This is a genomic window from Streptomyces sp. Act143 (assembly GCF_003143935.1).
Classification (GTDB): Bacteria; Actinomycetota; Actinomycetes; order Streptomycetales; family Streptomycetaceae; genus Streptomyces.
Map to the genome: position 1 here is coordinate 2,019,587 of NZ_QFRX01000001.1, position 12,178 is coordinate 2,031,764.

Annotated in this window: 12 protein-coding genes; 7 read left to right on the forward strand and 5 right to left on the reverse strand. The window is 71.3% G+C overall.

Annotation, left to right across the window (positions count from 1 at the left end):
* Together DI272_RS45195 and DI272_RS09020 are read left to right on the forward strand one after the other, a co-directional pair.
* On the forward strand, nucleotides 1–958 hold a 958-nt coding region (locus tag DI272_RS45195; protein ID WP_309221650.1), incomplete at its 5' end, for a glycoside hydrolase family 48 protein.
* A gap of 178 nt (nucleotides 959–1,136) precedes the next feature.
* Nucleotides 1,137–3,809 carry a cellulose binding domain-containing protein gene (locus tag DI272_RS09020; protein ID WP_109494839.1) on the forward strand — a complete coding sequence of 891 codons (2,673 nt, stop codon included), beginning with the start codon at nucleotides 1,137–1,139 and terminating at the stop codon, nucleotides 3,807–3,809.
* A 64-nt stretch (nucleotides 3,810–3,873) separates the two neighbouring features.
* On the opposite strand, the gene DI272_RS09025 is transcribed toward DI272_RS09020, so the two are convergent.
* Together DI272_RS09025 and DI272_RS09030 are read right to left on the reverse strand one after the other, a co-directional pair.
* On the reverse strand, nucleotides 3,874–5,766 hold the full coding sequence (locus DI272_RS09025; protein WP_109494840.1) for a rhamnogalacturonan lyase: 1,893 nt from the start codon (nucleotides 5,764–5,766) through the stop codon (nucleotides 3,874–3,876).
* 70 nt (nucleotides 5,767–5,836) lie between these two features.
* Nucleotides 5,837–6,769: a YafY family protein gene (locus DI272_RS09030; protein ID WP_109494841.1), complete on the reverse strand. Its 933-nt coding sequence runs from the start codon at nucleotides 6,767–6,769 to the stop codon at nucleotides 5,837–5,839.
* Nucleotides 6,770–6,841: 72 nt separating this feature from the next.
* Here DI272_RS09030 and DI272_RS09035 point away from each other — a divergent pair, with 72 nt between their 5' ends.
* Together DI272_RS09035 and DI272_RS09040 are read left to right on the forward strand one after the other, a co-directional pair.
* Nucleotides 6,842–7,321: a hypothetical protein gene (locus tag DI272_RS09035; RefSeq protein WP_109494842.1), complete on the forward strand. Its 480-nt coding sequence runs from the start codon at nucleotides 6,842–6,844 to the stop codon at nucleotides 7,319–7,321.
* Entirely contained in the window at nucleotides 7,318–7,779 is a 462-nt protein-coding gene (locus DI272_RS09040; RefSeq protein WP_109494843.1) for a hypothetical protein, read from the forward strand. Before DI272_RS09035 ends, DI272_RS09040 begins: the two co-directional genes overlap by 4 nt.
* Here DI272_RS09040 and DI272_RS09045 read toward each other — a convergent pair.
* The gene (locus DI272_RS09045; RefSeq protein ID WP_109494844.1) at nucleotides 7,763–8,506 is read right to left on the reverse strand and encodes a class I SAM-dependent methyltransferase; all 744 of its coding nucleotides are present in this window, start codon (nucleotides 8,504–8,506) and stop codon (nucleotides 7,763–7,765) included. The two genes, DI272_RS09040 and DI272_RS09045, sit on opposite strands and share 17 nt — an antisense overlap.
* Nucleotides 8,507–8,510: 4 nt before the next feature.
* Nucleotides 8,511–8,816, reverse strand: coding sequence for a 4a-hydroxytetrahydrobiopterin dehydratase (locus DI272_RS09050; RefSeq protein WP_109494845.1), 306 nt, complete (start codon nucleotides 8,814–8,816; stop codon nucleotides 8,511–8,513).
* 152 nt (nucleotides 8,817–8,968) lie between these two features.
* On the opposite strand from DI272_RS09050, the gene DI272_RS09055 reads away from it, so the two are divergent.
* The gene (locus DI272_RS09055) at nucleotides 8,969–9,772 is read left to right on the forward strand and encodes a helix-turn-helix domain-containing protein (RefSeq protein WP_109494846.1); all 804 of its coding nucleotides are present in this window, start codon (nucleotides 8,969–8,971) and stop codon (nucleotides 9,770–9,772) included.
* On the opposite strand, the gene DI272_RS09060 is transcribed toward DI272_RS09055, so the two are convergent.
* On the reverse strand, nucleotides 9,754–10,179 hold the full coding sequence (locus DI272_RS09060; RefSeq protein WP_109494847.1) for a hypothetical protein: 426 nt from the start codon (nucleotides 10,177–10,179) through the stop codon (nucleotides 9,754–9,756). The two genes, DI272_RS09055 and DI272_RS09060, sit on opposite strands and share 19 nt — an antisense overlap.
* A gap of 227 nt (nucleotides 10,180–10,406) precedes the next feature.
* Here DI272_RS09060 and DI272_RS09065 point away from each other — a divergent pair, with 227 nt between their 5' ends.
* Both DI272_RS09065 and DI272_RS09070 read left to right on the forward strand, forming a co-directional pair.
* A complete protein-coding gene (locus DI272_RS09065; RefSeq protein WP_109494848.1) occupies nucleotides 10,407–11,270 on the forward strand; it encodes a helix-turn-helix transcriptional regulator in 864 nt (287 codons plus the stop codon).
* Between the two features lie 40 nt (nucleotides 11,271–11,310).
* Nucleotides 11,311–12,126, forward strand: a complete 816-nt coding sequence (locus DI272_RS09070) for an SAM-dependent methyltransferase (protein WP_109494849.1) — start codon at nucleotides 11,311–11,313, stop codon at nucleotides 12,124–12,126.
* The last annotated feature ends 52 nt before the right edge of the window (nucleotides 12,127–12,178 follow it).

Consider the following 12,178-nt stretch of genomic DNA (forward strand, 5'->3'; position numbering starts at 1 on the left):
GGGCTGGGCCTGGCGCATCGGCTCCAGCCACGCGCACGGCGGCTACCAGAACCCCCTGGCGGCCTACGCGCTCAGCTCGTACGCGGACCTGAAGCCCAAGTCCTCGACGGGCGCGGCGGACTGGGGCACCTCGCTCACCCGGCAGCTGGAGTTCTACCGCTGGCTGCAGTCCGACGAGGGTGCCATCGCGGGTGGTGCGACCAACAGCTGGGCGGGCCGTTACGCGACCCCGCCGGCCGGCAAGTCGACCTTCTACGGCATGTACTACGACGAGCAGCCCGTCTACCACGACCCGCCGTCCAACCAGTGGTTCGGCTTCCAGGCGTGGTCGATGGAGCGAGTGGCGGAGTACTACCAGCAGACGGGGAACGCGCAGGCCAAGGCGGTCCTCGACAAATGGGTCAAGTGGGCGCTGTCCAAGACCACGATCAACCCGGACGGCACCTACCAGATCCCCTCCACCCTGCAGTGGTCGGGCCAGCCCGACACCTGGAACGCCTCCAGCCCCGGCTCCAACAGCGGGCTGCACGTCACCGTCGCTGATTACACCAACGACGTCGGGGTGGCCGCCGCGTACGCCAAGACCCTGACGTACTACGCGGACCGCTCGGGTGACACCGAGGCCGCGACGACGGCGAAGAAGCTCCTGGACGGCATGTGGGGCAACTACCAGGACAGCCTGGGCATCGCGGTGCCGGAGAACCGGGCGGACTACAACCGCTTCGACGACACGGTGTACATCCCGTCCGGCTGGACCGGCAAGATGCCGAACGGCGACGCGATCAACTCCTCGTCCACCTTCGAGTCCATCAGGTCCTTCTACAAGAACGACCCGGCCTGGTCGAAGATCGAGGCGTACCTCGCGGGCGGCGCGGTGCCGTCGTTCACGTACCACCGGTTCTGGGCCCAGGCGGACATCGCCTTGGCCATGGGTTCTTACGCGGAGCTTCTCGAATAATCAGCCCCCGCTAAGGGCTCCGCGTATATCGCCGGGTGGCCCCCTCCCGCACTGGGGGCCGCCCGGCACCTCTCACCCCACGGGGAAAGCGCTTACCACGCCTCTCCCCGTCCCTCCGCACGTCCGCACGTCCCCTCCGCTCCATCCCCCACGTCCCCCGGAAAGGTAGGACACCCCCGTGCGAAGAACCCGCATCCTCACGGCCGTCCTCGCGCTCGCGGCCGGTCTGCTCGCGGGCACCCCGCCCGCACTGGCCGCCGGCAGCGCCGCCAAGGTGACGCTCGCCGCGGACACGTACACCTGGAAGAACGCCCGGATCGACGGCGGCGGTTTCGTCCCCGGCATCGTCTTCAACCGCTCCGAGAAGAACCTCGCCTACGCCCGCACCGACATCGGCGGCGCCTACCGCTGGCAGGAGTCGAGCAAGACCTGGACACCCCTGCTGGACTCGGTCGGCTGGGACGACTGGGGGCACACCGGCGTCGTCAGTCTCGCCTCCGACACGGTGAACCCGGACAAGGTGTACGCGGCCGTCGGCACGTACACCAACAGCTGGGACCCGAAGAACGGTGCCGTCCTGCGCTCCTCGGACCGGGGCGCGAGCTGGCAGAAGGCCGATCTGCCGTTCAAGCTGGGCGGCAACATGCCGGGCCGCGGCATGGGCGAGCGGCTCGCGGTCGACCCGAACAAGAACAGCGTGCTCTATCTGGGCGCGCCGAGCGGCAAGGGCCTGTGGCGGTCCACGGACTCCGGCGCGAGCTGGTCGCAGGTCACCGGCTTCCCCAACGTCGGCAACTACGTGCAGGACGCGAGCGACACCTCCGGCTACGCCAGCGACAACCAGGGCATCGTCTGGGTCACCTTCGACGAGAGGACGGGGACGTCGGGCAGCGCGACGCAGACGATCTACGTCGGGGTCGCCGACCTGCAGAACTCGGTGTACCGCTCGACGGACGGCGGCGCGACCTGGTCACGACTCGCCGGTCAGCCGACGGGATACCTGGCGCACAAGGGCGTCCTGGACGCGGCGAACGGCTACCTCTACCTCGCCTACAGCGACAAGGGCGGCCCGTACGACGGCGGCAAGGGGCGGCTGTGGCGGTACGCGACGGCGACGGGCACCTGGACGGACATCAGCCCGGTCGCGGAGGCCGACACCTACTACGGCTTCAGCGGTCTGACCGTCGACCGGCAGCACCCGGGGACGCTGATGGCGACGGGGTACAGCTCCTGGTGGCCCGACACCCAGATCTTCCGTTCCACGGACAGCGGCGCCACCTGGACCCGCGCCTGGGACTACACGGCGTACCCCAGCCGCTCGAACCGCTACACCATGGACGTCTCCTCCTCCCCCTGGCTGACGTGGGGCGCGAACCCGTCGCCGCCCGAACAGGCTCCGAAACTCGGGTGGATGACGGAGTCGTTGGAGATCGACCCGTTCAACTCCGACCGGATGATGTACGGCACGGGCGCGACGGTCTACGGCACGGAGAACCTCACCAACTGGGACTCCGGCAGCCAGTTCACCATCAAGCCGATGGTGCAGGGTCTGGAGGAGACGGCGGTCAACGACCTCGCCGCTCCCCCGTCCGGCGGGGCGCTGCTGTTCAGCGCGCTGGGTGACGTGGGCGGCTTCCGGCACACGGACCTCGGCAAGGTTCCGTCGATGATGTACACCCAGCCCAACTTCACCACCACGACCAGCCTGGACTTCGCCGAGACGAACCCGAACACGGTCGTCCGGGTCGGCGACCTCGACTCGGGACCGCACATCGCGTTCTCGACGGACAACGGCGCCAACTGGTTCGGCGGGACCGATCCTTCGGGCGTCAGCGGCGGCGGCACGGTCGCCGCGGCGGCGGACGGCAGCCGCTTCGTGTGGAGCCCGACCGGCACCGGCGTGCAGTACACGACGGGCTTCGGCTCGTCCTGGTCGGCGTCGTCCGGCATCCCGGCGGGCGCGATCGTGGAATCGGACCGGGTGGACCCGAAGACCTTCTACGGCTTCAAGTCGGGCAAGTTTTACGTCAGTTCGGACGGCGGCGCGACCTTCACCGCGTCGGCCGCGACCGGTCTGCCCGCCGGGGACAGCGTCCGCTTCAAGGCGCTGCCCGGCACGAAGGGCGACGTGTGGCTGGCGGGCGGCGCGAGCGACGGGGCGTACGGCCTGTGGCACTCCACGAACGGCGGCACGAGCTTCACCAAGCTCTCCGACGTGGAGCAGGCCGACGCGATCGGCTTCGGCAAGGCGGCGACGGGCGCGTCGTACCAGACCCTGTACACCAGCGCGAAGATCGGCGGTGTCCGCGGCATCTTCCGTTCCACGGACCAGGGTTCGACCTGGACCCGGATCAACGACGACGCCCACCAGTGGGGTTGGACGGGCGCGGCGATCACGGGCGACCCGAGGGTCTACGGCCGCGTGTACGTCTCGACGAACGGTCGCGGGGTCATCTACGGCGACACCTCCAACACGGGCGGCGGTGACGGCGGTGGCGGTGGCGGCACCGACCCGACGCCGACCCCGACGGGCGCCTGCGCGGTGACGTACAAGATCACCAACCAGTGGTCGGGCGGCTTCCAGGCGGACGTCCAGGTCAGCAACACGGGCACCAGCGCCTGGACCGGCTGGTCCCTCGCCTGGTCCTTCCCCGACGGCCAGACGATCAGTCAGCTCTGGAACGCCGAGTACACCCAGTCCGGCACGGCGGTGACCGCGAAGAACGTCGGCTGGAACGGCAACGTGGCGGCGGGCTCGTCCGTGGGCTTCGGCTTCACGGGCAGCTGGTCGGGGACGAACGGCAAACCGGCCGCGTTCAAGGTGGGCGATCAGAGCTGCACGGTGAGCTGAGCGGTGACCGACGACAAGGCCCCGCCCGGGAGGTGCTCCGGGCGGGGCCTCGACGCGTGGTGTCTCAGGGGGTGTAGACCGACGGGCGCGGTGCCGTCGCCATCTTGTCGCCGATGAAGAAGCTGGGGTGCGGGGGCTGGTTGTAAGCCGTATTCTGCCAGGCCAGGCCCGTGCGGTACATCGGGTCGTGGAGCAGGGTGGTGATCTTCGTCGTCGTCTCGTACGGCGTCGAGTAGATGCGCAGTGCCGTGTTGTCCGTCGTCGGCCAGACGACCTCCTCGCGCCAGTCGCCGAGGATGTCGCCGGAGAGGGACGGGGTCGCCTTGGTGCCGTTGTTGGAGTGGACCGAGGCGCCGGTCAGCAGGCGGGTGTCGGAGGAGGTGCCGTACTTGTCGATGTGGGTGCCGTCGAGGAGTTCGCGGGTGGTGTCGCCGTCCCACCAGGACAGGAAGTTGACGGACGACGGCTCGCGGCCTTTCGTGGCGCCCGCCTCGTCGCGGATGGAGGAGTCGGAGGCCGACCAGACCTCGGCGCCGTCGTTGCCCGCCCAGATGTCGCCGGCCACGCCGCGGCCGTTGTCGCAGCAGGCGGCCAGCTTCCAGTTGACCGTGCCGTTCGCCGGGTTGATGTACAGCTCGGCGGGCTGGGAGGACGACTCGGAGACCTTGAAGTACTCCAGGCCCGCGTGTGAGGGGTCCAGGTCGCCCAGGTGCTGGGCGTCGCCGTGGCCCGTCTTCGTCGTCCACAGGCCGTTGCCGTTGTCGTCCACCGCCATCGCGCCGTAGACGATCTCGTCCTTGCCGTCGTTGTCGACGTCCCCGACGGACAGGCTGTGCGAGCCCTGACCGTCGTACCCCTTGCCGGAGTTGGTGGAGGAGTTGGTGTCGAAGGTCCAGCGGCGGGTGAAGGCGCCGCCTCGCCAGTCCCAGGCCGCGATGACGGTGCGGGTGTAGTAGCCGCGGGCCATGATCAGGGAGGGGCGGGCGCCGTCCAGGTACGCCGTCCCGGCCAGGAAGCGGTCGACCCGGTTGCCGTAGGAGTCGCCCCACGACGAGACCGTGCCGCGCGCCGGGACGTAGTCCACCGTCCCCATCGCCTTGCCGGTCTGGCCGTTGAACATGGTCAGGTACTCGGGGCCGGACAGGACGTAGCCGCTGGAGTTGCGGTGGTCGGCGGAGGAGCTGCCGATCACCGCGCCGGTGCCGTCGACCGTGCCGTCCGCCGTCTTCATGGCGACCTCGGCCTTGCCGTCGCCGTCGTAGTCGTACGCCTGGAACTGCGTGTAGTGCGCGCCGGAGCGGATGTTGCGGCCCAGGTCGATGCGCCACAGCCGGGTGCCGTCGAGCTTGATCCCGTCGACGATCGTGTTGCCGGTGTAGCCGGACTGGGAGTTGTCCTTGGCGTTGGTCGGCTGCCACTTCAGGACGAAGTCCAGGGCCCCGTCGCCGTCGAGGTCGGCCACGGAGGCGTCGTTGGCCTCGTAGGTGTAGGCGACGCCGTCGGGGGTGGTGCCGCCGGCCGGCGGGCTGATCGGGACGTCCTTGTAGCCGGTGCGGAACTGGATCGCGTGGACGGAGTCGGCCTGTTCCACACCTCCGATGATCGCACGGACCGTGTAGTCGGCCTGGGCCGGGGCGCCGGAGTGGAAGTAGTTCGTCGAGCCGGTGACCGGCGTGGAGTTGACCTTCGTACCGGCCCGGTAGACGTTGAAGGACACGTCGTTCGGGTCGGTGCCGAGCCAGCGCCAGCTGACCAGGTTGCCGGCGTCGGTGTGGACGCTGACGACGCCCCGGTCGAGCTTCTCCACCTGCCGGGCGGTCGCGGCCTCCGCCGTGCCGGGGGTGGCGAGTTGGGTGAGTCCGGCGGCGACGAGCGCCGCGGTGGCGCCCAGCGCGGAGAGAACGGCCCTTCGTCTGCGGTGCTGGTGGGGGTGCGGATGCGGGTGCGGGTGCTGCACGAGACGTACCTCCCGGGAGGACGGACGGGTTCCACTCCCCCGTCGCCGCCGCCCGCCGGAAGGTTGCCGCTCATCCGGCGTACCGAGCGGCCAACTCCCGTACCGTCCGGGCGAGTCGCTCGCGCAGCTCGGGCGGCTCCAGCACCTCGACGCCCGTGCCCATGGACAGCAGCTCGCTCAGGGCGCGGTCGACCGACTCGACCGGCACCCTGGCCTGCCGCCAGCCGTCACCCTGTTCCGGCCCGTACGTCGTCGCCCGCGGGTGTGTCACCCCCGGCGCCAGCCGGACCAACGCCTCCTCCCGGTAGAGGCGTTCGTGGAAGTCGCGCTGGTACGCGGTCCAGTACGCAGCCAGGTCGAAGTCGTCGGGGCGATCGAACTCCTCGTCCGCGGCAGCGAGTTCGAGAATCTGGTCGACGCGGTAGGTGCGCGGTCCCGGCCCCGCGACCACGTACCAGCGGCCCGCCTTCAGGACCAGCCCGTACGGTTCGAGGCGGCGCTCCACGTCCGTCGGCCGGGCCCAGCGGCGGTACCGGACGTGCAGCACCCGGCCGTTCCAGACCGCGTCCGCCACCGCCGGCAGGTAGGGGGTGTCGTCGGTCTCCGCGTACCAGCCGGGCGCGTCGAGATGGAAGCGGGCGCTGACCCGGTCGGCGTGGGCGCGCAGCTCCGCGGGCAGCGCGGCCCGCAGCTTCAGCTGCGCGGCGGCCAGCACCGACCCCAGCCCCAGTTCGGCGGCCGGGCCGGGGGCGCCCGCCAGGAAGAGCGCCTCGGCCTCGTCGGCGGTCAGGCCGGTGAGGCGGGTGCGGTAGCCGTCGAGGAGGCGGTAGCCGCCGGCGTGGCCCGCGTCGCCGTACAGCGGCACGCCGGCCGCGCCCAGTGCCTCCACGTCCCGGTACACCGTGCGCACGGAGACCTCCAGCTCCGCGGCGAGCTGGGCGGCGGTCATCCGGCCCCGGGTCTGGAGCAGGAGGAGGATCGAGACGAGGCGACTGGACTTCACCGGTACAGAGTCCCAGAGATCCCCCGGCTTCACTGACAGAAGGTGTCAGTGAAGCCGCCTTAACGTCCCGTCATGGCTTTCAAGGAGAAGCTCCTGACCGTGCCTGAGCCCATCGAGGTCGCGGGCCGGCACATCAAGCGCTACCACGTCACCAGCGACCCGGCCGGTATCGCGCCCGACGTCGAGAAGGCGGCGTACGACATCCTCCCGGAGCTGCTGCCGGAGCCGGACGGCACGCCGCCCGCGACCTTCGTGGTGCTGCACCGGGGCGAAGACACCGGCGCCTATCTCAACGCCTACAGCTGGGTCTGGGACAACGTGCTGCACTTCCGGGGCGCCGCGGCCGGGCAGCCGGCGCTGTGGTGTCCGGACATCGACCCGACCCACTTCATCACCCCCGCCCTGCCCTGGATCGGCTGCGTCTGGGAGCTGCCGCCGATCCTGCACGAACGGGACGCCTGGGTGCGGCATCTGCTCGCGCCCGACGTCCCGGATCTCGACGCCTACCTGGCCGATTCCCTGCCCGCAGGAACCACTGGAGACCGCTCATGAGCAGCCCGCACGACTTCGACTTCTTCCACGGCGACTGGCAGGTGGCCAACCGTCGTCGCACCGACTTCCTCGACCCCGGCAGCGACTGGGAGGAGTTCCCGGCCACCAACCGCTGCCGGCCGCTGTTCGACGGCGCCGCGAACATCGACGAGATCGACATGCCGCACCTGGGGGCGAAGGGCGCGACCCTGCGGCTCTTCGACCGCGAGAGCGGGCAGTGGTCCCTCAACTGGGCGTCCAGCAGGACCGGAACGCTGTTCCCACCCGTGTTCGGCCGGTTCGCCGACGGGCGGGGCGAGTTCTACGGCGACGACACACACGACGGCAAGGACGTCCGCGTGCGGTTCGTGTGGTCCGACGTCTCCGCGACCGGCGCCCGCTGGGAGCAGGCGTTCTCGGTCGACGGCGGGGACACCTGGCTGACCAACTGGGTCATGGAGTTCACCCGGGCTTCCTGAACGCGCGCAGCGCGAAGACCGGGTCGGCGCGCGGCCGGTCCTGGTCCGGCAGGGCCGCCAGGCGCACGGCGAGCTCCTCGGTGCGCCGGTCGCCGGGCGGCAGCGTGGTGAACCAGCCGCGCCGCAGGTCGGCGGCGGTGCGCCGGGGGCTGCGGCCCTGCCCGAGGCCGGTGAAGCGGGCCCGGCCGGCGGCGACCAGGCCCTGTGCGGCGGCGTACGACTCCACGCGGCGCGCGGCGTCCGGGGCGGGCCGACGCGGGCGCGGGGCGAGGACGGCGTCGATGTCGCTGCCGACGTCGTGCGCGGCGGCCTTGTCGACGGTGGTGACGTAGACCCCGCCGGGCCGCAGGACGCGGGCACACTCGGCGACGATGCCGCGAGTGTGGTCGGGGTCGTGGATGAGGTGCAGCAGCCACACGCTGGTCACCGCGTCGAACACCCCGTCGGGGAAGGGCAGTCGGCGGCTGTCGCCCAGCACGATCGCGCCGGGCAGCCGCGCCGCGGCCCTGCGGGCCATGCCGTACGTCAGGTCGGCGCCCGTCACCCGCAGCGCGGGCCGCGCGGTCGCGAACCGCCGGGTGACGATGCCGGTTCCGCAGGCCACGTCGAGGAGGCGGCCGGCGGCCGGCGGGATCAGACCGAGGACCGCGTCGGCGGCCGCGGCGGCGCGGGGTTCGCCGCCGCGGGTGGCGTCGTAGGCGTCGGCCTCCTTGTCGTAGTCCAGCACGCCGTCACTGGGCTCCGTGCCCGGGGGCGAGCGCCGCCACCCGCTGGGCGAGCTCGAAGTCCTTCTCGGTGACCGCGCCGCCGGCACTGTGGGTGTTCACACTCAGGGACACGGTGTTGTAACCGAGGGTGAGGTCGGAGTGGTGGTCGAGCTCCTCCTGGACCTGGGCGATGTGGACGACCATCGCGGTGGCCGCGAAGTGCGAGGGCAGCCGGTAGGAACAGGTGAGGCGGTCACCGTCGAGCGACCAGCCCGGCAGTTCCGCGAGCCGGTCCTCGATCTCCTTCTGCGACAGCGGTTCGACGGCCATGACGCCGCTCCTTCCTGGGCTGCGGGCGAGCTGCGGGTGTTCTCTCAGCGTGCCACAGGGGGGCCGCGCAGGCCCTGGTCAGAAGGGGCCCGCCGACGTCCGGCACCGATTTCTCTTCGCCCGTGTCCACCGGGTTCGTCTACGGTCGTCGTATGACCACCACCCTTGCCGCCGAACAGGGCGTCGGCCCCCTCCTGCGGGCCTGGCGGGAGCAGCGCCGGGTCAGTCAGCTGGAGCTGGCGCTGCGGGCCGACTCCTCCGCGCGGCACATCAGTTTCATCGAGACGGGGCGTTCGCGGCCGAGCGAGGAGATGGTGCTGCGGCTGGCGGAGCATCTGGACGTCCCGGTCCGGGAGCGCAACGCGCTGCTGCTGGCGGCCGGTTACGCCCCGCACTACCCGGAGACTCCGCTGGCCGCCCCCGCGCTCGGCGCCCTGCGCGACGGCATCGAGCGGCTCATCCACGGCTACGAGCCGTACCCGGCGCTGGTGGTGGACGCGACGTACCACGTGGTCGCGGCCAACCGCGGCATCATGATGCTGCTCGACGGCGTGCCGGAGACCCTGCTCGAACCCCCGCTGAACGCGATGCGGTTGACGCTGCACCCGGAGGGCCTGGCGCCCCGCATCCGCAACCTGCGGGCGTGGCGCGGCCATCTCCTGGAGCAGATGGAGCGGCAGATCGCCCTGCGCCGCTCGGAGCCGCTGCGGGCGCTGTACGAGGAGGTCGCGGCATACCCGCTCGCGCACGACGGCGACGACGAGGAGCCGGAGGAGGAGGCGGCGTACTTCGCGCTGCCGCTGCGGATCGAGCACGAGGGCCGGGTGCTGTCGTTCATCTCGTCCATCTCCACCTTCAACACCCCCATGGACGTGACCGTCGCCGAGCTGGCCATCGAGACGTTCCTCCCGGCCGACCCGGCGACGGCCAAGTACCTTCAGGGGTTCGTGTCCTGACGTGCCCTCAGCGCGATGTGCTGGAGCACGGCGAAGCCGGCGACGGTGAGGGCCTGGAGGACGGTCCACACGGCACCCGCCGTGGTCGGCGACAGCCACAGCGCGAGCGCGGCACAACTCAGCGCGGCCCAGGCGAGGTTGGCCTCGACGACGGCACGGACCGGCAGCGTCGCCGGGCGCGGCCGGGAGGCCAGTCCTCCGACTGCGGCCGCGTAGACCACCAGGAACGCGCCGAGGGCGAGCAGCAGCGTGGAGCCGACACCGAGCAGGCGCCCCAGCGGTCCGGAGGCGGCGAGGTAGGCGAGGCCGTTCGCGCCGGTCACCACCGCGTCCAGGGCGAGGAAGCGGCGCAGCGCGGTGTGCGGGTCGGCGGTCCGGGCGAGGACGGACAGCTGGGTCGCGGACATGATGAATCACCCTTCACCGAGGTCTGGTTGGTCCCGGGTCCCGGGCGGAGTGCGCCGCCCGGGACCCGGTGCCACCACGATCCCGCCGACCGGCGGCCGGGTCGATTACGTTCGAGGTAATGCCCCGCGCGGCCCACGTGGCGAGCGCCTCACCACCGATCACGTGAGACTGTCAGCGGAACATGACACACTGCCTCGGATACTTCGGCGCGTAGGGGAGGCGTGGCGTGAGTGAGCGGCGGCCTGCGCCCACCGTGGGTCAGGTGGTGCTGGGCAAGCGGCTTCAGGAGCTCCGGGAGGCGGCCGGGCTCAAACGCGAGGAGGCCGCGAAGGTCCTGCGCGTGGCCCCGGCGACCGTGCGGCGCATGGAGATGGCCGAGGTCGCCCTGAAGATCCCTTATGTGCAGATGCTGCTGTCGACGTACGGCGTCTCCGAGGAGGAGGCGGACGCGTTCGTCGCGCTGGCCGAGGAGGCGAACCAGCCGGGCTGGTGGCAGCGGTTCCACGACGTGCTGCCGGACTGGTTCAGCCTGTACGTGAGCCTGGAGGGCGCGGCCCGCATCATCCGCTCCTACGAGCCGCACTTCGTGCCCGGTCTGCTCCAGACCGAGGCGTACGCGCGTGCCGTCATGGAGGCGGGGACGATCGCGCAGGCCGGCCCGGACACCGTCGAGCGGCATGTGTCCCTGCGGATGGCCCGCCAGCAGCTCCTGGAGCGCCCGGACCCGCCCCACCTGTGGGTGATCATGGACGAGACGGTGCTGGCCCGGCCGGTCGGCCAGGGCGGCGCGGTGATGCGGGAGCAGCTGGACAAGCTCCTGGAGTTCGCCGAGCGCGACCGGATCACGTTGCAGATCGCCGAGTTCGCCGCGGGCCCGCACCCGGGGACGTACGCACCGTTCTCGCTGTTCCGCTTCGCCGAGCCCGAGCTGCCCGACATGGCGTTCACGGAGTATCTGACCGGCGCCCTGTACCTGGACTCCCGCACCGAGGTCTCCCTGCACCTGGAGGTCCTGGACCACATGACGGCGCGGGCCGCGTCGGCCGAGCGCACCAAGAAGATCCTGCGGGAGCGCCGCGCGACCTACTGAACGTACCGAGGACGACAGAGGACCGAGGAGAAGACACCGCATGACCGGAGCCGACGCCGCGCCCACCATCCTCGACACCACCCGGCCGCATCCGGCCCGGGTGTACGACTGGTGGCTGGGCGGCAAGGACAACTACCCGGTGGACGAGGAGCTGGCGCGCAGAATCCTGGCCACGGACGGCACGGTGGTGCGCGGGGCGCGCGCCAACCGCCGGTTCATGCACCGGGCCGTGCGGACGGCCGCCGAGGCGGGCATCCGCCAGTTCCTCGACATCGGCACCGGCATCCCCACCGAGCCCAACCTCCACCAGGTGGCCCAGGAGATCGCCCCGGACGCACAGGTCGTGTACGTCGACAACGACCCGATCGTCCTGCGGCACGCCCAGGCCCTGCTGCACAGCACCGCCGAGGGCGCCACGGCCTACGTGCACGCCGACGTCCGCGACCCCGACACCATCCTGCGGTCGGCCGCGGAGACCCTGGACTTCTCGCGGCCCGTCGCGCTGTCGCTGGTGGCGCTCACCCACTACCTGGACGTGGACCCGGCCGGCGACGACGCCTACGGCCTGCTCGGGCGGTACGTCGCCGAGCTCGCCCCCGGCAGCTTCGTGATCCTCTCCCAGGTCACCCCCGATCTGAGCCCGGAGGCGATCGGCCGGGCCGCGGAGCACTTCCGGGCCAGCGGTACGCCGTTCCATCCCCGTTCGCTGCCCGAGTTCTCGCGCTTCTTCGACGGTCTGGAGCTGCTGGGCCCCGGCGTGATCCCGGTGACCGGCTGGCGGCCGGACCCCGTCGACGTCGAGGCCCAGGCCGAGGGCATCGTCCCGGTGTACGCGGGGGTCGCCCGCAAGCTCTGACCCGCGTGAGGACCTGGCCGAGCACCCGTACGGGTGCCGTGAACAGGTGCGT